Source organism: Planctobacterium sp. AWH2_060 (assembly GCF_056158425.1).
Map to the genome: position 1 here is coordinate 3,010,124 of NZ_JBSWTG010000001.1, position 20,174 is coordinate 3,030,297.

Annotated in this window: 18 protein-coding genes; 5 read left to right on the forward strand and 13 right to left on the reverse strand. The window is 45.7% G+C overall.

The features are described from left to right. Nucleotides 1-11 precede the first annotated feature (11 nt). From ACXAD8_RS12820 to ACXAD8_RS12830, 3 genes are all read right to left on the reverse strand, one after another. A complete protein-coding gene (locus tag ACXAD8_RS12820; protein WP_475229181.1) occupies nucleotides 12-1,622 on the reverse strand; it encodes a serine hydrolase domain-containing protein in 1,611 nt (536 codons plus the stop codon). Between the two features lie 2 nt (nucleotides 1,623-1,624). Beyond that, complete coding sequence (locus tag ACXAD8_RS12825) at nucleotides 1,625-2,659, reverse strand: N-acetyltransferase DgcN family protein (RefSeq protein ID WP_475229183.1); 1,035 nt, start codon at nucleotides 2,657-2,659, stop codon at nucleotides 1,625-1,627. Between the two features lie 229 nt (nucleotides 2,660-2,888). Continuing rightward, the gene (locus tag ACXAD8_RS12830) at nucleotides 2,889-3,713 is read right to left on the reverse strand and encodes a response regulator transcription factor (RefSeq protein WP_475229185.1); all 825 of its coding nucleotides are present in this window, start codon (nucleotides 3,711-3,713) and stop codon (nucleotides 2,889-2,891) included. A 105-nt stretch (nucleotides 3,714-3,818) separates the two neighbouring features. On the opposite strand from ACXAD8_RS12830, the gene ACXAD8_RS12835 reads away from it, so the two are divergent. Beyond that, nucleotides 3,819-5,795 carry a serine hydrolase domain-containing protein gene (locus ACXAD8_RS12835; protein WP_475229188.1) on the forward strand — a complete coding sequence of 659 codons (1,977 nt, stop codon included), beginning with the start codon at nucleotides 3,819-3,821 and terminating at the stop codon, nucleotides 5,793-5,795. 28 nt (nucleotides 5,796-5,823) lie between these two features. Here the strand turns inward: ACXAD8_RS12835 and ACXAD8_RS12840 are convergent, their stop codons facing one another. From ACXAD8_RS12840 to aroQ, 7 genes are all read right to left on the reverse strand, one after another. After that, nucleotides 5,824-5,970 carry a hypothetical protein gene (locus ACXAD8_RS12840; RefSeq protein WP_475229191.1) on the reverse strand — a complete coding sequence of 49 codons (147 nt, stop codon included), beginning with the start codon at nucleotides 5,968-5,970 and terminating at the stop codon, nucleotides 5,824-5,826. 20 nt (nucleotides 5,971-5,990) lie between these two features. Further along, a complete protein-coding gene (locus tag ACXAD8_RS12845; RefSeq protein WP_475229193.1) occupies nucleotides 5,991-7,250 on the reverse strand; it encodes an aspartyl protease family protein in 1,260 nt (419 codons plus the stop codon). Between the two features lie 77 nt (nucleotides 7,251-7,327). Beyond that, nucleotides 7,328-7,915, reverse strand: a complete 588-nt coding sequence (locus tag ACXAD8_RS12850) for a DUF998 domain-containing protein (RefSeq protein ID WP_475229196.1) — start codon at nucleotides 7,913-7,915, stop codon at nucleotides 7,328-7,330. 46 nt (nucleotides 7,916-7,961) lie between these two features. Next, nucleotides 7,962-8,291 (reverse strand): DMT family transporter, encoded by a 330-nt coding sequence (locus tag ACXAD8_RS12855; protein ID WP_475229199.1) that lies wholly within the window; start codon nucleotides 8,289-8,291, stop codon nucleotides 7,962-7,964. A gap of 78 nt (nucleotides 8,292-8,369) precedes the next feature. Continuing rightward, on the reverse strand, nucleotides 8,370-9,719 hold the full coding sequence (gene accC, locus ACXAD8_RS12860) for an acetyl-CoA carboxylase biotin carboxylase subunit (protein ID WP_475229202.1): 1,350 nt from the start codon (nucleotides 9,717-9,719) through the stop codon (nucleotides 8,370-8,372). An 11-nt stretch (nucleotides 9,720-9,730) separates the two neighbouring features. Further along, complete coding sequence (gene accB / locus ACXAD8_RS12865) at nucleotides 9,731-10,183, reverse strand: acetyl-CoA carboxylase biotin carboxyl carrier protein (RefSeq protein WP_475229205.1); 453 nt, start codon at nucleotides 10,181-10,183, stop codon at nucleotides 9,731-9,733. 34 nt (nucleotides 10,184-10,217) lie between these two features. After that, the gene (aroQ, locus tag ACXAD8_RS12870) at nucleotides 10,218-10,661 is read right to left on the reverse strand and encodes a type II 3-dehydroquinate dehydratase (protein WP_475229208.1); all 444 of its coding nucleotides are present in this window, start codon (nucleotides 10,659-10,661) and stop codon (nucleotides 10,218-10,220) included. A 338-nt stretch (nucleotides 10,662-10,999) separates the two neighbouring features. Here aroQ and upp point away from each other — a divergent pair, with 338 nt between their 5' ends. Next, a complete protein-coding gene (gene upp / locus ACXAD8_RS12875) occupies nucleotides 11,000-11,629 on the forward strand; it encodes a uracil phosphoribosyltransferase (protein ID WP_475229211.1) in 630 nt (209 codons plus the stop codon). A gap of 82 nt (nucleotides 11,630-11,711) precedes the next feature. On the opposite strand, the gene ACXAD8_RS12880 is transcribed toward upp, so the two are convergent. Further along, nucleotides 11,712-15,482, reverse strand: coding sequence for an FG-GAP repeat domain-containing protein (locus tag ACXAD8_RS12880; protein ID WP_475229213.1), 3,771 nt, complete (start codon nucleotides 15,480-15,482; stop codon nucleotides 11,712-11,714). 416 nt (nucleotides 15,483-15,898) lie between these two features. Between ACXAD8_RS12880 and ACXAD8_RS12885 the strand changes: the two genes are divergently transcribed. Further along, nucleotides 15,899-16,324 carry a hypothetical protein gene (locus ACXAD8_RS12885; protein WP_475229215.1) on the forward strand — a complete coding sequence of 142 codons (426 nt, stop codon included), beginning with the start codon at nucleotides 15,899-15,901 and terminating at the stop codon, nucleotides 16,322-16,324. A 136-nt stretch (nucleotides 16,325-16,460) separates the two neighbouring features. Here the strand turns inward: ACXAD8_RS12885 and ACXAD8_RS12890 are convergent, their stop codons facing one another. Together ACXAD8_RS12890 and cutA are read right to left on the reverse strand one after the other, a co-directional pair. Then, nucleotides 16,461-18,287 carry a protein-disulfide reductase DsbD gene (locus ACXAD8_RS12890; RefSeq protein ID WP_475229218.1) on the reverse strand — a complete coding sequence of 609 codons (1,827 nt, stop codon included), beginning with the start codon at nucleotides 18,285-18,287 and terminating at the stop codon, nucleotides 16,461-16,463. Then, nucleotides 18,284-18,601 carry a divalent-cation tolerance protein CutA gene (gene cutA, locus ACXAD8_RS12895; RefSeq protein ID WP_475229220.1) on the reverse strand — a complete coding sequence of 106 codons (318 nt, stop codon included), beginning with the start codon at nucleotides 18,599-18,601 and terminating at the stop codon, nucleotides 18,284-18,286. The genes ACXAD8_RS12890 and cutA overlap by 4 nt, the downstream gene beginning before the upstream one ends. A 148-nt stretch (nucleotides 18,602-18,749) precedes the next feature. On the opposite strand from cutA, the gene ACXAD8_RS12900 reads away from it, so the two are divergent. Together ACXAD8_RS12900 and ACXAD8_RS12905 are read left to right on the forward strand one after the other, a co-directional pair. Beyond that, nucleotides 18,750-19,241, forward strand: coding sequence for an FxsA family protein (locus tag ACXAD8_RS12900; RefSeq protein ID WP_475229221.1), 492 nt, complete (start codon nucleotides 18,750-18,752; stop codon nucleotides 19,239-19,241). Nucleotides 19,242-19,353: 112 nt separating this feature from the next. Next, nucleotides 19,354-20,172 carry a hypothetical protein gene (locus ACXAD8_RS12905; protein ID WP_475229224.1) on the forward strand — a complete coding sequence of 273 codons (819 nt, stop codon included), beginning with the start codon at nucleotides 19,354-19,356 and terminating at the stop codon, nucleotides 20,170-20,172. Nucleotides 20,173-20,174: the final 2 nt, after the last annotated feature.

Consider the following 20,174-nt stretch of genomic DNA (forward strand, 5'->3'; position numbering starts at 1 on the left):
TCCCCGGAAAATTATTCACTTGTGGTTGAGATGAGGGCTGCGCCTGTGCGCTTACTCATTTTAAGTGCCCATAAACGTGGGCTGGAAATTGTCAAACTCACATCATCGCTATCCGTAAAGTCATACCGAAGAATGCTATAGCCAAACCTGAATGCCCTTTGATAAAGCGGAGAAAGCTCGTACTCCTTATGTGGAAAGCCCTGAAGGCTGATTTTAAGCGTTTTATTGACCATGGTGATTCGGTAACTCACATTGGCCTCGTCGCTGTAGTATTCCCCTTGTAGTTGTTGCATTTCATCCTCGGTCGGGAAATAGGACACTGACGGAAGATACTTGTCCCACCCGCCTTTGTGCCGGACAGACAGTTGCCGGTCGGGCAGGAGTTGCACAACATTGGCACCCAGGTAAAGCTCCTGCTCCTGCTGTATTAGTTGGCGCCCGTTGGCAAGTATATAACCTTGTTCACTTTCAGACAGTTGCAGTGGTGAGCCATCCTTTTCTCTGTAGTACCAACCAAGATACTCACTATGGCGACTAGCTTTTACCGGAGTTGCGGATTCTGGATTGACTGGCAGATAGATCTCTGCGACCGCATGCGCAATCTGCACCGGATTAACATCACCATCATTACACAGCAGTGCAACCGACAGTTTGTGTTCAGGGTAGTGCCCCGCCCAGGCCAAATATCCGGCGGTGGCCCCAGCATGAGAAAACTCCCGGCTCCCGGTATATTCGACAACATTTAACCCCATCGCATAATCTACAGATTGCCCGGTTGTAAGACGCGTTTTTGCAGTTAAGTGTCTTTGCAAAAATTTACCCAGTCGCCCCTGATGGATTGCATCAGTCCAGATAAGCAGATCGCTGACTGTTGTCAGTAGCCCTCCGTGACCATAAGCACTTTCAAATGGCATGGCCTGAATGTATTGTCCGTTTTCCCTGACATAAGCGATTGCCCTACCGGGAACTACAAGACGGAAATCATCACGCCATTGAGTACTGTTCATTTTCAATGGTTCAAACAGGTGTTTATTAGCGTACTCCGCCAGCGAAATACCGCTAATCCGCTCAATTAAAATTGCCGCCAGTACATAGCCAGTGTTGGTATAAGACCAGCGTTCACCTGGCAGGTGATTGAGTGATTTCTGTCTGGCAGCGATTCCCAATACATCGTTTAAGCCAAACGCAAACTCTCCACGAAATACTCCGGCAACATCCTGAACCTCACCCCAGTCTCGCAAGCCACTGGTATGGTTAAGTAAAGCGGCAACTGTAATTGGCCTGCCGTAGTCAGGAATTTCTGGAAGGTATTGACGAACATCGTCGCTAAGTGAAAGCATCTCGTTTTCAACCAGCAATAACACAGCGGCAGCGGTTACCTGTTTTGATACTGACCCTGCTTCGAAAATGGTTGTCACCGAATTGGCATGGCCTGTTTCCAAATTAGCCTGACCAAAGGCATGCAATGTAGGGATATTGTCGTTGTCGTGTACCCCCACAACACATCCCGGGCCTTTTGGGTTTAAATCAGCAAATATGGCCGCAATTAACTCCGAATTTTCAGATGCCAGAGCTTGTGCAAAGCAAGGTAGTAAAAGAACTATGGATAATATGTTTTTCATGGCTAGTGACCTGATGAGTTGAGACAGGCGCTAACAAGCCGCTGAAACCGCCCACCTCCTCGAATGGGATCGGCTACCGGTAGCTGCAATACCCGCTCCATTCGCAACATGACAGCTTCAGCTTCGCTCACTGACAGCTTGGATGTATTGAGCGATACACCTGCGCAGCGAATTGCTGGGTTAGTTCGTTTTCCGAGACACAGCGTAAGTTCAATGGCTTCTTGTATATCAGGAACTTCATACCCGGCGGTTCCTGCCATATGCGTCCTGCCTGGCTCATGACACATCACAACGACATCGGGTTGACTACCATGTAGTAAACTCAATGAAACTCCGGCAAATCCGGGGTGAAACAGAGAACCCTGACCCTCAATAATATCCCAATGATCGTCTGAAGAATCTGGTGACAGCACTTCTGCAGCGCCGGATGAAAAATCAGCAACTACAGCATCCATTGGCAAACCGTTGCCACTGAGCATAATGCCAGTTTGACCGGTTGCTCTAAAATCTGCGTTCAGTCCCAATGATTTAAATGAACGGGTTAGCGACATTGCTGTGTACTTTTTGCCAAGTGCACAATCTGTTCCGACGGTTAAAAGGCGCTTTCCTTGACGTTTTCGACCATCTCCTACCGGTAAATTTTCCGGAGGCACACGAACATTGATTAGCGCTCTACCAGTGCGTTTTGCAGCGTTGGCCAACTCAGGTACAGATTCTAATTGCACATGCAATCCCGAAATAATATCCAACCCAGATTCCAATGCGGATACTAATGACGGGATCCATGATGGTGAAAGTGTGCCCCCCTGAAAGGAAACCGCTATCACTAAAGCTTTAGCCCCTTTGCTGATTGCTTCGTCAAACGATAAGCGCGGTAACCCGGTACTGATGGCGTTATCGCAGCAGGCAAATTCACCCACACATTTATCCGGCGCAAAGTCCTTCAATCCAAGTGCTGTTTTCGCAAATCGACGCTCTTGCAAATCACCGACAAAAACAAGATAAGGAGCGGGAAGGTTGATTGCGGAAGTATACATACTACATCTCCTCTGCGGACTTAACTGACCAATGTCTCGGTTCATTTTAGGTTTAAGGTTACCGAAAATATTGCTAAGTTCAGGGGTTCAATACAACCGTCATAAATTACACACGTCAAAATAAACAGTAAAAAAACCTATAAATTACAAGGTTTTATACAATTTTAACGGCTAACAGATAAGAAACGAACGGCGATATAGTGATGGTTTCTATTAATCTCGGCGTGTTTTAAGACAAACTGCGTAAAAACAGGTCAAACAGTTGCGCCTGTGAATGCACATCGAGCTTTGCGTAAATATGGCGTTTGTGATTAGCCACCGTTCCGGCATCAATTTCCAGTACTCTGGCAATGGACTTAGCCGAATGGCCTTTCAACATTAACTCTACGGTATCAATTTCTCGGGGCGTTAAGTGCCCTGGCATATTTTGAACGGCTTCACGTAGATTGAATTTTTGCGCGGGTGTAATCTCAATGGCACCTACATGATCCTGCCATTGAATATACAGAGAAATAAAACTATCGATAAATGGTTGCAGAGCTTCAAGTACTTCAGTATCAGTTTGATTAAAACTGTTGTTATCTCCCTCTCGCTCAATGAATAAATGTACTGACACCTCAGGGGTAGGCCAGACAATATACCGAAACTCATCACTCACGTCGGTATACTTATAAAAGCGTCGATAATATTCAGACTGCGGGAAAGCTTCTGGCATAATGTCTCTCATGCGAAACAACCCTGACTTTCGCTCCAGTGTCAGCATATGAAATGGGTCAAGGGCATACAAACCATTGATGTATCCTGACATACTCTGTTCCATGGCGGGCACGCCACGATTACTCCACAGCAACAATGGCAATGCTTCGTCTCTGAACACATAAACGAGAAAATTGCGAAAGTCGCAATACCGCTTGAGTTCCGAGCATAATATTTCAAGACCCTGCTTATCTCTGACTGCATCTAAAATATGCGCCCCGTTTAATGCAGCCTCAGCGATTTGAGCAGGCAATTCATGTTCCGTTTTAAGCATTGAGGCTGGTCGATTTTCAGACACGTGGTTCTCCAAAGTTCACACTAAACATCATAATCATGATATAGCCAAGCGGGAATAGGCAAGGTTAAACTAGCACCTTTTACAGTGCTAAGTCTACCTGGAGACATGATGAAAAGTTCCCTAAGTGTTTATGCTGTTTTGATTTTTTCTATACAATTTGTGATTGGCTGCAGTTGGTCTTCGCAGCAAAATGGTCAGGTAAGTTTAAACACACAAAGTGCAATTTTTAGTCACACAAAACCAGAAAATTGGTCACAATCTCCCGCTTCCCCATTCATTTTTGTTGCACCGGAAGGCGACTTAAGAATAGCCATTATGGATGTCGGACAGGCAGCCTCTGCTGAGTCCGCAGCTGCGCTGGCCTGGCAACAATATCTCGCTACTGATGCTCCTGAAATTAAGCTCTCCCTTCCACTTGCATCGCGTGACGGATGGACCCAAAGGCGTGAATTTCACTATGTTACAGATCTTCAATGCCCGGCTACCCGTGAGGCAATATCTAATCTTTACGATAGTAGTTGGACAGTGATACTTCTCGAAGGTTGTTTGAGTACGCTAGACATTCGCTCCGCGGACGTAGATTCAGCGATACAAAGTGTTAAACCCAAAGACGTGCCAGTTGAGAGTTTTGCAGGCAATGAACCAGTTCAATTGAGCCCCTCAAAGGTGTCACAACTGACCGAATTTGTGGAGAACGCCATGCAACAGTTGCAGATCCCAGGTAGTGCTTTAGCGATTGTGCAAAATAATCAGATCATTTTCGAAGGTGGCTTCGGCGTAACAGATTATGACTCAGCCTCTCCGGTGACAAAAGACACCATGTTCATGGTGGCTTCAAACACCAAGCCTATGACGACATTCCTGCTCGCAAGTCTGGTAGATCAGAAAAAACTGGAATGGGAGCAACCCGTAAAAGAAATAATGCCTGAATTTCGTTTAGGTAGCTCAGAAATATCAGAAAAGGTGCTCGTGAAGCATCTGATCTGTGCTTGTACAGGCTTACCCAGAAAAGATTTTGGCTGGATTTTTGACGGTTCAAAAACCACTCCAGCCAGCGATACCTTTGACAGACTTTCCGACACCACCGCCAGCACGGGATTTGGAGAAGTATTTCAATATAGTAATCTGATGGCTGCCGCGGGAGGGTATGTTGCCGGACATGCGCTGTACCCGTCGTTGGAACTCGGACAAGCCTACGATAAAGCGATGCAGGAACTCGTTTTTAAGCCATTGGCAATGCAAAACACCACATTCTCGTTTGAACAGGCGTTGGCAAGTCATCATGCCAAACCTCACGGTCTGGACATTAGTGGCAACATCCGCGAAGCAGAGCTGGGACTGGGCTATGCCATCAGACCCTATCGACCCGCCGGTGGTGCCTGGTCGACAGTGCATGATATGGCGCAGTTTGTAATGGCCGAATTAAACGAAGGTAGCAACACCCTGGGCGATACTGTTGTCAGCAGCGAAAGTACATTGGCCCGACGTGCCCGCCTCACTGCAAGTGGTAATGGCGCCTGGTATGGTATGGGCCTGGAGGAACTAGTGCGTGCAGGGGTATCCGTTTTTAACCACGGAGGAAGCCTGCCAGGCTATATGTCTAATTACTTTTTTATCCCGGAAGCTGACGCTGGTCTTGTCATCCTGACCAACTCGACGACCGGCAGCAAATTGCCATACCCGCTTATGCGAAAGTTTCTTGAAGTGCTTTACAACGGTCGCGACGAAGCGGTATCCGAAATTCAAAGTGAGGCAGCCAGACTACAGCTTAAATCTGCTGAAAAGAGAAAATCAGTTATGGTGCCGGTAACGCCTGACATTGCCGCTAAACTGGCGCCAAAATATGCCAATAACGAAATTGGCACCATTACCGTTGTAACACAAAGGGAAGGGATTGTTTTTGATTTTGGCCAATGGAAAAGCGAAATGGGCGTCAGGCTCAACCAGGATGGTACAAGATCTTTTGTGACCATTAGCCCAACGGTAGATATCTTTGAATTTGAATTCATAGAATCACCTGATGGGACCACGCTGGTAACACGCGAAGCGCAACACGAATACGTTTATCAAGAACAGCGCTAATAGCAGACACGTACAATTCTGCTCAGTATTAATTGGGATTACTAGCAGCCTGGTCACCGGCACCGTTTTCGATATGTTCGATGGTCAAACCGCCTTTTACACCATGCTGGTGCCCATGGCGATTTTGTTGCTGAGCCTGGTGTTTTATCGCAGAGCCATTAACCAACGCCCACAATCAAACTGAACCGCTGGCAGTCAAAGCTCGGAATAACCTTTAATATGCTCTGACTCCAGAGTCAGACAGCGGGTAGCCTGTCTCTTTCGGCAAATCTGATATTCCCCGGACTGCGCAGACATCGCCAGCCAGTCCACCAGTTGGATACTGTGAGCAGGAACGCCATTCACAGACTCGATTAAATCACCTTCCTGAAAATCGGCCTGCGCCGCGGCCATGTCAGGTAATACGTAACGCACCACAAATTCACCACTGGTTAATTTACGCAATTCCAGACCCAGCAGGTTGTAGTCGCTTTGATACGCTTGAGGGGTCTGCTGATACAGATACATCACACCACTGTGATAATCTATTACTGTAGTCAATTGATTTAACAAGCCACTGCCGATAACCCAGTTTTCATCTTCGTCGTCATCTGGCCCAATCAGGTTAACTTTAACCTGAGTAAAGGATTGTGAACCCAGTTTTAATTCAGGTAGTGATATCCGTTGATGCTCGGTTTTACCACTCAGGCCAAAGTCTGCCGCAGTGATGCTGCGCAAATCATGTTTTATATGGTTGTTTACATAGGCGGCACTCATCTTCGCGTAATGGCGACTTCCGGTGTCCACCAGTACATCCTGGCTAATCATCTGAGCATTACCATTTGCATCAGCTCCAAAGTTCACCTCAGCCGGTATACTGATTTTGCTGAAAAACACCTCAAAAGGAATGCCATTCTCTGTCCCATGTGGCACAAAGGGTTTACTGCTGATGGCAATCTGATTATTTTCTTTATCAAAGCGCCAGCTGAAATGATGCAAAATATCGTGGCCCAGCACACCATCAAAGGTAGCTTCTTCCTGACGCAAAAAATAGTTTGTTTTTGAGGCGTGTAAATAGGCCAGATTTACCTTGGCAAAACTCACTTCTGACAATGCCAGAGAATCCATCTGAGTCTGAAACAAGGTGCTGCTGTCTTCATCTCCCCAGCCACTGACTGACAGGGAGTAACCCTGAATTAAACCCAATGCTTTGACTTTCTCAGTATCAATTACATAAGACATAGAAGCGCCGGTATCCACCATAAACTTGAAGCCATCAATACCGTTTAGTGTCACTTCTACAAAGGGTTTGTCCTCTTCGTGGTAAAACGCTGTCAGCGAGGTGGAAGTGTTTTGTCCTGTCCATACAGGTTCAAGGTCATCATTGGCATAACGCATTTTGATCAGGTTCACCAGATTGCATCCGGCTAACGTCAGTAATAACAAAAATAAACAGGCTACTTTAATGAGTTTCACAGATGGCACCTTCAGATTGCGATTTATCCGCATTAGCCTGAGGACCACCTTGTGAAATGGATGTGAAACTGAGGAATTTAAGCTCGATTAAACGAGGCTCGTTGTTTCAGTAACATGAAAGTCGCTATCCCGAACCAGCTCATCGTAGGGATAGCCCATAAGCGCTGAATGAGTCCATTGTATTCGGAGGGTACAAAACCGGCGTAAATCAGCCAAAACATAAAAACATGCAAGAAAGTTATTGCACTACACAAGTGTTCAAATTTCTGCGAATTAAACACATTTTTATATTCAAGAGCGAAAGCTATGGGTGAAATGATCATAAAAATAGATAGGTTGTATAGCAGGTGTAATGGCGTCTCCAACGTCCAGATCCCCGCGCTTATCATGCTTAATCCCAGCAGAAAAATTGAAAGCCCTGCCAACGAGTATCTGGTGCTTGATGTTCTAACCACTGCAACAGAAAAGCCAAGCATAGACAGACCGATGACAATATCGGCAGTGCGATGTATCCAGGCGTAAACCGGAGCTTCTAGCGCCACATGGCTAATACTTTTAGCCCAAAAATTAAAATCAGGGATAATGACCCCAATGAAGATATTTACAATAGAAGCGATCCATATCAAATGTCCCTGCCGGGTCAGCCAATAATCTAATTTGCTCACCAAACCTCTCCTTATTAAATTTATATTCTTAGTTCTTCAGCCAACCTTAATGGCTCACTGAGTTTGAAAATACATTCATCACAACCACACCGCTGATGATCAGCGCAATTCCCACGATGTCCGGTAAATCCAGCTTCTGACCAAACAAAATAAGTCCGACTATCGAAATCAAAACAATACCAAGCCCTGACCAGATAGCGTAGGCGATGCCGATGGGGATAGTCTTCAATACCAGTGATAAACAATAAAATGCGATACCAAACCCGATCACTACCACGGTAGAGGGAAAGGATTTGGTAAAACCCTCAGAGGCCTTCAAGGCGCTGGTAGCAATCACCTCTGCGGCAATTGCAATTGCTAAATACAAATAGGCCATTTGCTTCTCCAGAAAAAATGGATTAATACAAACAAAAACGGGCCATCTGGCCCGTTTTGAATTGCTTTAAAAGTTGGCTTAGTGACCGCCAATCCCCAGCTTTTTCTCCAGGTAATGAATATTGGTGCCACCGGCACCAAAGCTTTCATCTGCCATGATTTTCTTCTGAAGTGGAATGTTGGTTTTGATTCCTTCCACTACCAGTTCGTCCAGTGCATGACGCATTCTGGCGATGGCCACATCACGGCTTTCACCGTAGGTGATCAGTTTACCAATCATAGAGTCATAGTTAGGTGGTACTGAATAACCCGCGTAAATATGGGAGTCCCAACGCACCCCTAAACCACCTGGTGAGTGAAACATATCAATCGGGCCAGGAGAAGGAATAAAGGTATTCGGATCTTCGGCATTGATACGACACTCAATGGCGTGGCCTTTGATGTTGATTTGCGACTGGTCAATAGACAGTGGTAAACCACCGGCAATACGCAACTGTTGCTTGATCAAATCAACGCCCGTGATCATCTCTGAAACCGGGTGTTCCACCTGAATACGGGTGTTCATCTCGATGAAGTAGAACTCGCCGTTTTCATACAGGAACTCAAAGGTACCGGCACCGCGATAACCGATTTCGACACAGGCGCGACAGCAACGCTCACCAATTTTGGCGCGCATTTCAGGGGTGATACCTGGCGCTGGTGCTTCTTCCACTACCTTTTGGTGACGACGTTGCATGGAGCAATCCCGCTCACCTAAGTGGATAGCATTACCCTGTCCATCAGCCAGAACCTGAATTTCTACGTGACGAGGGTTTTCGAGGAATTTCTCCATGTAAACCACATCGTTGTTAAAGGCGGCTTTGGCTTCTGCTTTCGTAGTTGCAATGGCGTTGATCAGCTCAGCTTCAGAGCGCACTACACGCATACCACGACCACCACCACCACCGGCAGCTTTAACAATAATAGGATAACCAATGCGTCGCGCGTGGGCTTTATTTGCATCCTGGTCGTCAGTCAGCGGACCGTCAGAACCCGGTACACAAGGTACGCCGGCCTTTTTCATGGCGTTAATGGCGGAAACCTTGTCACCCATCAGGCGAATAGTGTCGCCTTTGGGGCCAATGAAAATAAAACCACTTTGCTCTACCTGGTCTGCAAAATCGGCGTTTTCCGCCAAAAAGCCGTAACCAGGGTGAATAGCAATTGAATTAGTGACTTCTGCTGCCGCGATAATAGCAGGAATATTCAGGTAACTTTCCTGAGCTGCTGCTTTACCAATACAGATAGATTCATCGGCCAGCAAGACGTGCTTTAAATTTCTGTCAACCGTCGAGTGAACTGCCACTGTTTTGATGCCCAGCTCTTTACAAGCCCGCAACACTCTCAGTGCAATCTCACCCCGGTTGGCGATAAGAACTTTATCCAACATGAGCTTGCCTCTTATTCGATGATAAACAGAGGCTGGTCAAATTCTACAGGCTCTTCATTTTCCACCAGGATTTGCTTAACCACACCCGACTTATCGGCTTCGATTTGGTTCATCATCTTCATGGCTTCAACGATACACAAGGTATCACCAACAGAAACGCTTTGACCTACTTCAACGAAAGCTGGCGTACCTGGCGAAGAAGAACGGTAGAAAGTACCCACCATCGGAGAGCGCACAGTGTGACCTGCAGGTGCTGCTGGTGCCGCAGGTTCGCTGGCGGCTGGTGCAGCCGGAGCCGCAACAGGAGCCGGAGCCATTGGCTGGGCCATAGGAGCCGCCATGTAAGCGCCGCCACTGTGACCGCGGTTAATGCGCACAGACTCTTCGCCTTCAGTAATTTCTAATTCAGCGATACCGGACTCTTCTACCAGCTCAATCAGTTTTTTAACTTTACGTATATCCATTGTTGACTCTCTATGTAATCAATTTAATTGTTTGTTATGAATGTTGCGCATTGCCATGGCGCAATGCCGCTTGTAGGGCAAAGTGATACCCCTGTTCCCCCAACCCACAAATAACGCCTTGTGCCACATCCGCAAGATAGGAATGATGGCGAAAAGGCTCGCGGGCGTGGACGTTAGACAGGTGAACTTCAATAAAGGGAACAGACACGCTTAACAGCGCATCGCGCAAGGCGACACTGGTATGGGTAAAGGCTCCGGGGTTAATAATGATAAAATCGGTGTTGCCAAAACCCGCGTGAATTTTATCAATCAGCTCATGTTCGGCATTGGATTGCAGGTGTTCTAATACCGCGCCATTGTCGCTGGCAACCTGTTGCAAGCCGAGCACAATATCCTGCAGGGTGCGATGGCCGTAAACCTGAGGTTCGCGCTTACCTAACATGTTTAGATTGGGACCGTTAAGCAATAGTATGTTCAAAGTATTATGTTCTTAGTTTGCTGCGAATACTGAATTTATAGACCAAAAATCATCAAACGTCGTCGAAAAAGCAGAATATTTAACAGTATGAAACAATTATGTCGTTGGCGACATGAAATTGGATTAAATATTCAACAATCAGCTTCGCAAGTACCTATATTTTCACCCATTATAGGCGAAATTGCAGAAAAGGCAGCACTTTACTGGTCTAATCTGCGAAGATTAGCGCATTTTCTTAGCAAGTCATTTCTTTTTAGAGACTATTTAATGACATTTCAATAACAGCCATTTCGGTTTAAAGTACACTAATAATAATTCTGACGACGGAAACCAACACTATGCCAGTCCATTACATCAAGCATCCTCTAATTGAGCACAAAATTGGTTTAATGCGAACCAAAGACATCAGTACCAAGAACTTCCGGGAACTGGCCGGAGAAATAGGTGGTTTGCTGACTTATGAAGCTACCCGTAACCTGCCCACCGAAAATGCCGAAATTACGGCGTGGAACGGTGAACCAATCCAGGTACAACAAATTCACGGCAAGAAAATCACTCTGGTCCCCATTTTACGGGCAGGTCTGGGAATGCTGGATGGGGTTATGAATCTGGTTCCCACCGCCAAAATCAGTGTCGTAGGTTTTTACCGGGACGAGGAAACCCTGCAACCAGTGCCTTATTTCGACAAAGTCATCGAAGATGTTGAGCAACGCACCGCACTTATTCTTGATCCTATGCTAGCCACCGGCGGCACCATGAATGCCACCATCGATTTGCTCAAAAGCAAAGGCTGTACTTCCATCGCCTGTCTGGTTTTACTGGCAGCACCGGAAGGCATCTACAACGTCAGGCAAATTCACGACGATGTAGACATTTATACCGCCGCTATCGACGAGCGCTTAAATGATCATGGCTATATCTTACCTGGCCTTGGCGACGCAGGCGACAAAATATTTGGTACTAAATAAAATCAGAACACGGGTTCAATAAAAAAAGCACACCGGATCCTGATACAACGGTGTGCTTTTTTAAAACCAATTATACTAAAACCTAAAGATAACTCCCCATTTCCATTAGCGGTAATGCCAATGGAAACGCATCATTCGCTGGTGACAGATACTGGTTGTCGTTCTTGCCTAAGGCATAAGTACGAATGCGATACAAACCACTGTCCGGGAAATACAGCGCCGTATCGGCTGCACCGTCACCATCATAATCCGCCACCACAGGCAGTGCATCGGTAGCACTGTTAAATCTTACTATCTCAGCTTCTTCCGTTACCGAGTGACGGACAATAAATAACGAACGGGAAGCCCGCCAGACTGCTATATCTGTAATACCATCACCGTCGTAATCGGCTGTAACAGGGACATCTTCAGCGGATAATCCCAATACCACACGCTGAATACCATCCCCACGGTCGCTGTTGTAATTACTGCCACTGGAGTTTTTAATATACCAGGATGCCGTACCCGGACGACGGAATGCTAAATCAGCTTTGCCATCACCATCAAAATCACCCGTTACCGGAATATCATCCACCTGTAATCCAAACTTGCGCTGAATGATTTGTTGGGTTGAAGACAATCGGATTATCCACAAACGCTTTGACGGACGACGCACTGCCATGTCGGTAATACCGTCCCCGTCATAATCCGCCGGTACCGGGATATCCTCTTCGGCAAGCCCCAGACGAACCCGTTGAATGCCATCGCCACGGTCACTGTTATAGTTGCTGCCACTGGAGTTCAGTACATACCAGTACCTGGTTTCGGGACGGCGAAATGCGATATCCGTGATACCGTCGCCATCATAATCTGCCGGTACAGGAATATCGGTTGCCCGCATGCCGAACACCTGATGCATCTGTTCTCCGGTTTTCGATAGCTGGATATTCCAGTTGCGTTCCTGTTTCTCTCTGAAACCGATATCTGCTTTTCCGTCACCATCAAAATCTAACCAGGTCTTACCGCTCACAGGTTCACTATTCAGATGCAGACGAACCAGCTCGGTGCCCAAAGGGCTGCCGTTTTGAACAATGTAAGAATCAAGCCAGATATCACCGGCAAATGAGAACCACTCCCCATAAAGCACATCGTGATTAAGTCCACTGAAGTCAAATATGGGAGTAGACACACTGCTTCGCCAGAGTCTGACGCTAGTAATGCTACTTCCCTCAGTTACAGACTGGATAAGCGCAACGACTTCATCATCTATCACTGTTAAACGCAGCAACTCTCCCTGAATCTGCATCACCATTTGTGGTGCATCCATTTGTTCGCTGTAGCGGAAAACGGCTTCGCCGTGTTCCTCTGTCACCGCAACAAAGAACAACGTATTGCTCTGTTTCAAATAGTGCTCGCCAATGCTGTCAAAATCTGCCAACCATTGCTTGTCTGTTGAGTCCCCTTCAATGCGATATAAAACGGCATTGCCATCCTCCGGATGTTCAAACATCAACAGATTTTGTGATAATCCGTGGATACGTCCCGTACAGCCTAAACTAACAAATTCATCAGTAAGGGGGTTGTGGCGCATTAACTCCCGCTTTTTAAAATAAATCAAATGATCAACGGTAGTAGTTCTATAGCTACTCAGCAAATCAGCACTACAATCTGGCGCCTCATCTTCTTCCAGAGGATAAAATTGCTGCTCTTCAATATCCCAACGCCAAAGTCGAGAATCGTTGTTGAGAAAGCGCTCGAGGTAAATAGACTTTTTATTAATTAGCCGAGTACCATTAGCAACATCATTAAATACATTTTGCATTTCCCCTGACTGAGGGTCATAGAAAAAGATATCGTGTATACCATCATATCCATTGCGCAGTACTTTAACTGCAATCAAGTCGCTCACTACCGAAAAGGACTCCCTAAATCCGCCATCGATTCTTGCATTCAATTCCGTCAGAGGGTCAATACTATTGTCCGCCGTATTGACCTTTGAATAAGTAAACCTGAAATCATCGTTTCTGTGACGAATAATGAGCACATTGTCGGTTGCCAAAATAATCCTGATGTCATCAAAACTCGGCCCAAGATTCACCGGAACTATCTGCGGTGCGCCGGATGCCCCCACTTGCCACAAATAACGTTGTGATAGTGAAGATTTGGCCAGAAAATATAACTTGTTGCTGGAAACTACGCCCGCTTTTGGAAATGAACTGCTGTTATTTTCAGTAAACTTCGGCATTTCACTTATCTGCAAATCTTCAGTTACCCGCCAATAACGCTTGTCATTCCCGCTGTTATTCCAAATAATGAGATCGGTACCAAAAAACTGTGTGCTAAAGTAGCGTTCTTCAATTTTTACTTCTGTAATTTCGCTTAACTGTGCTGAACCAGCATCTAGTTTCCAAAAACTTGTGACTAATTCTTCTCCGGGAAAAGGCTTGTTAATGACCAAAAACTGCTCGCCCATGGCTATCATTTCGATGTTGCCGTAAAGCAACATTGTGGCCTCATTGGTAATAGTATCGATGTGCCACAAACCACTGCGAGTAGCATCGATGTTGTTTTCTGGTATGGGCTCGTAAGCGACGGAAGAATTAAAGTACATGTTCTGTCCGGAAAACATAAAGCCGTCCCCCACAAAGTGAGATACCCAGCAATAATTCACTGGCGGCACACTAACATGACTTAGTGCGGCCGGAGTAAGTTCCGTTTTTTCGCCACTGACAAGATCGTAACGCCAAATACCCTGTCCAGTTCCGTTCTCGTTGCTGCGGTAATACAAGGCGCCATCATTAAACTCATGTGGTGTTGGTAAACCCTCAAAATATGACTCACCGTCTGTACAACCGATACGCTCATTGAGGTCCGCTATTTTCTTAAGTTCTTTTGTCTCCCAGTTGTATAACCATAATTGGCTATCGAGTGAACTGTAGGTCGGTAGCACATAAACAGACAACCACTCATCTAAGTAAACCTCAAATTCCAGGTCATCTCGATAACGACCCAACTCCAAGTCATTTATAGCACTCAACTCATGCAGGCTGTCTTGGGCGAAGTCGTAATACCAAAATTCCTGCCCGCCCCCTTCTAACCGGGACTTAAGGATTAATTTATCAGCTGACAAATTGACAGTGCTCAAACTCATAGAATATTCACCAGAAGCCGTACTAGTAAAATCTGTTAATTGCTTGATCTGACCGGTACTGACTTCTAGTTGCCAAAGTTCCGTCACATTTTCCTGGCCTTGCATATCCCGTAGCCCAACGAACAATGCAGTATCTTGATATTCCATTAGATTATCGATTGATGTAAAGCCGGTTGTTAATGCGGAAACGCAGTTGCACGAAACATCATATTTCCAAATGGCGTCATTGCCAGGTTCGCTGGAGGTAACAAACACAAAAGTATCATCGATAACTTGAGGGATATATTTCGTCTCAAAAGCTTCCAGTCCATGTAAATTAACCAATCTGGCTAACTCATCTCCCGGTGTGTAGGTCCACATCCGACTACTGGTTAATGAATTATGTTCAAACAGGAGCAGTTGTCCGCCCGCAACCTTTACCCGTGTAATCCTAAATGAATCATCCAATGGATTTTCAAAAGAAATGCGATTTTGGCTACCAGTTTGAGGATTATATTGCCATAAAACCGCGGGCTCACCCGTGTTAGCAGATGTAAAGTAATAGACATCATCCAACTTCACTTTTAGTGAAGCGAATACCTCTTTATCTTCAGACTGCTGCAGTAAATCATAAACTGTAGTTTCTACCGTGGCTGACGCATGAAATGTCATTAATAAACTAATTAACAAAACATACAATATTCGGGTTCGATGGAAAAATTTTATATCTTTGTTTGATTTCATCGTCAGTTCCTTTGTGTTGCTAACTCTAACACTAATTCATCCTCATTGACGTATTAGGGTTCTACTACAATTTTTGGCATGAATTAGCTTTGGTTACCTGAAAGACGTATTACAGGTCAGTTTTATTCGCCGCAATGTATATTTAATTACACCGAAAAGCCATTAATCAGTGAACTTTTCAATCGCAAAATTAGATAAACTTCCAGATACAGCTTTCAGTCATTTCCAATTAATTGATGCATTACAGAACAATAAGAAGTAGTGTGGCTACAGAACCCCCTATTCAGGGTTATTATGCTCACTGAAAATAAGTAGCCGATTGAAATTGAAAGAAAATTTGTAACTGCCCCGTTTTGTCAGGCATTCAAGGAATTGCTAATGTTGGAAATACGCAACTCTCACTGCATAAACAATAAATGACTACGGACTTATATCTGCTGCCAATTGCGGCTTCGGTTTGCCTGATTATGGCTTTGCTGGAAGCCTGGTTGTTAACCGCCGCCCGCTACCTGAAATGGCGCTGGGTTAAGAAGGTGTTTCCCAATTACCGGGATCTGGTGCGTTCTCACATCGATTATCTGATCATGTCGGCCATTATCTTTGTGGTTTTTCTGGTGTTGCTGCAGTTGCAAATCAGTCCACCGCCATGGATTTTATGGCTGACCTTCATCGGTGCCATATACAATCCATTTGGCTTTATCTTGCAGGCCATTAAACCCGATATTGTGGGTGAGGATACCCTGTCTAAAATCGGTGTGGTGATTGGTTTTCTGCCTTTATCGATTGGTCTTGGGTGGTGTGTAATAGCCATACTGGTAGCCAGCGTTTACCGACTGACTTAAATTGATAGTGACTCAGAAATAGCAAAACAGGCGGAACAGCTTTGTTTAAACAAGGTGTTGTGTAATACAGAGATTTGTAACTTGACAACTGGCGAGTCACCCCGCCAGTGCCTCCTGTAAGTCAACTAAATGTAAGCTACAGAGCATTGCGCACATGCGCTTCAAATTTATCGGCCTTCATAAAACCAGTAACTCTGGCGCTATCCAGCTCCGTGCCTTTCTCATCAAAGAACATGATTGTAGGCAGGCCCAAGATAGCAAAGGTTTCCTGAAACTCCAGCGACTGTGGTGTATTGTCGGTCAGGTCAATTTGCATCCAAACGGTGTTAGACAGGGCATCCTGTACTCCGGCATCGGTAAAGGTGTACTTCTCGAATTCTTTACAGGCCACGCACCAGTCGGCGTATAAGTCAATCATCACGGATTTGCCCTGCTGATTGGCTTGCGCCAGCTTGGCTTCAAAGTCAGCAAGATCTTTCACAATCAGAAACTCAGGATGGGCTTTTGCCGCAGGTGCCGTCCCGCTGGAATGGCTAGTCAGTCCTGTTGCCACCTGAATTTGCTGCCAGCCCCACATGGTTGATGCAAATAAACCCAGGAAAATTACCAGGGTACGCAGACCTTTCCAGAACGTCACCGCGCTGTTTTGATTCATCACATAAAAATAACTAAACATGGCTAAGCCAACTGCTGCCCAGGCCAGGTTAGTCCAAAGGTTTTCCACCATGCGTTCCAGGAACAACAGCGCCACAGCCAACATCATAAAGCCAAAGGTAACTTTGACGATATTCATCCAGTTGCCAGCTTTTGGTAGCAACTTGCCACCGGTTACCGCGAAAATAATCAGTGGAATGCCCATACCGATGCTCAGCGCGTATAACGCAGTAAAACCAAGCAACAGATCGCCACTTTGGGCAATAAACAGTAAAATTCCGGTCAACGGTGCAGTAGTACAGGGAGACGCCACCAGGCCAGATATCGCGCCCATAATAAACACGCCCACAAAGCTGCCGCCTTTTTGTTGCGCGCTCATGCTGTTCAGTTTTACTTGCCAGCTCGAAGGTAGTTGCAGTTCATAAGCACCAAACATCACCAGTGCCAATGCGGCAAAAATAAGTGTAAAGGTAATCAGTATCCAGTCAGCCTGTAGTGCTGTCTGAAACTGCACACCGGCACTGGCCACTGCCAATCCAATCAGAGAATAGGTAATGGCCATACCTTGCACGTAGAAAAACGACAAAATCAGTACTCGGGAGGTTTTCACCTGTTTACCCTGGCCAACCACAATACTGGAAATAATGGGATACATGGGGAACACACAGGGCGTAAAGGCCAGCGCAGCACCTAGTAATACAAACAGTAACAGGGTAATGCTCAGCGGCTGATCGCCAGATAGCATGGCTTGCAGCTCAAACTGTTCAGATACAGAAGAAGCTTCAGATTCCATAGTTTCAGAGGATTGAGCCGCATTAGCCAGTTTGGCATCACCGGCAACGGCACTCAGATAGACCACTTTGGTAGTGGGTGGATAACACAAGCCCGCTTCTGCGCAGCCCTGATAGCGCACCTTGAACACGCCGTCTTGTTTGGCATATTGGATATCATGTCGAATTTCTAGCTGTTCAAAATAAACATCCGATATGCCAAAGTATTCATCTTCAATTTGCTGATGTTCAGAGATAAAAACGGCGTCTGCTACTGAAACATCTTTTTCAACATACTTATATTGTTTTTTATAGAGGTAATAGCCTTCGGCAATTTGCCATTTAAGAATCAACTGGTCCTGCTGCTGATCAAATTCAAAGATAAAGGCTTCATCAACGGGCAAGAACTCAGGTTCATCGGAAAACAGATCCTCTACCTGGGTATCGAACTGTCGCGCCTGAGCGGGTTGCAGTCCAACAAACTGCAACACCATTAAAAAAACTGCAAAAAATAAAACTAAGTGCTTGTTATTGCTCATTTAACCGTACTTTTAATCCACTGCTCATATTCTTCGCCTGCATCATCGGCATCTAAAACGATCCATTCTGGAACATCATAAGGATGCGCCTTAAATACCAATTTCTGCAAGGCAGCCAGTGCCTCTTTATGAGTTTTAAGTACCAACTGGCACTCAGAATTTTGCAGTACCTTACCCTGCCAACGATACACCGATAAAATCCCGGGAATAATGTTTACGCAGGCTGCCAGGTTTTCCTCCACAGCCTTGCAGGCAATATTGCGCGCATGGGATTTATCCGGGCAAGTACACAAAACAACACATAAATCTGACATAATAGCTCCTAAAGACCCGTACTCCTGAGATCATATTTCATGCTCAAGAAAAAACAGGGATACAAACTTGGTTACATAACATAACATTGAGATTTTAAGCAGAGCCTCAATGTCTGTAGGGATAAAGCGTAGGCCAAAAGAGACGAACGTGTTTGCAAAACTTTTCATATTATTCGCGATTTTACCCATTATTGAAATAGCCTTGCTGATCAATGTTGGAGAAATAATTGGCGGCTGGAATACAGTGGCTATTGTGGTGATTACCGCCTTTGTGGGCGCTCATCTGGTGCGCAAGGAAGGTATCCAAACCCTGACCACGGCTCAACTTAAAATGCGCAGTGGAGAAATGCCCGGCCAGGAAATGGCTGAAGGGTTGTTGCTGTTAGTCGCAGGGGTGCTTTTGGTAACTCCTGGCTTTATCACTGATGGTATCGGCTTTTTATTCTCCATGCCGCTCACCCGACCAGTAATCGCCCGTTATTTGATGACACAATTTGGCCATAGAGTTGTGATGCACAGCAGTGCGGGTTTCCAACAGACTCACTTTCATCAAAGGCAGCAACCGGACAGTTCCTACCAATCTGATAAACCTCAGGATCCCAGCATTATAGAGGGCGAATATCAGCGCAAGGACGATTAAAATCTGCTACGCCTTGTACTAAAGTACCAATGCAAAGTCGTTAAAACTGGTCTTTAATTGTCATTATGATACAGACCAGTTTTTTATCCTGACCATGGGCCGAAGCATAATTATGCTGCTCACGCTATTGAGCAATAGCGTGTTCAGTACCGAGGTATTTCTGACTTATCCCCATCAGTCTTTCTCTGATGGCTATCCCCTTGCGCTGCTCAAAATGGCCCTCAAAAAAGGTCAGCCAGATACGCATTATCACCTCAGCGAATCCGGTATTAAGATCCAACAAGGCCGTGCGTTAGTCTTGTTATCGCAAGACATTGAACTGGATGTCGCCTGGAGTATGACTTCCATCGAACGCGAAAGAAAACTGCGAGCCATTAAAATCCCCATCTACAAAGGGCTGTTCGGTTATCGGATTTTTTTAATCAGCAAGCAAAATCAATCAAAGTTTGATAAAGCAATACCACTGTTGAGCCTGCAGCAGGAGAGGCTGGCAGTGCAAGGACACGACTGGCCAGACACTAAAGTCCTGATGCAGAATGGTTACAGAGTAGAAGGCGTGGAAATTTACGACGCTATGTTCGAATTGGTGGAAAAAGGCCGGGCTGATTACTTTCCTCGTTCAATTCTGGAAGTGTGGGGAGAAGCGCAAGAACACAAGCAACACGGCTTGGCGGTTGAGCAACACTTGGCATTTTCCTACCCCGCCTACATCTTCTTTTTTGTACACAAAAACAACCGGGCACTGGCTGAAACAATAGAAAAAGGCCTGCTGGCCAGCATTGATGATGGCTCTTTCGACGTGTTATTCCACACCATAGAAAATGGGGCTATCGAAAAAGCCCATCTTAGCAAGCGCCGGATTATTCAATTGCAAAACCCCACAGTTGATAGCAAAGGGGTTTATCCCTGGCCGTCATTGTCGCAGCAGTGAGT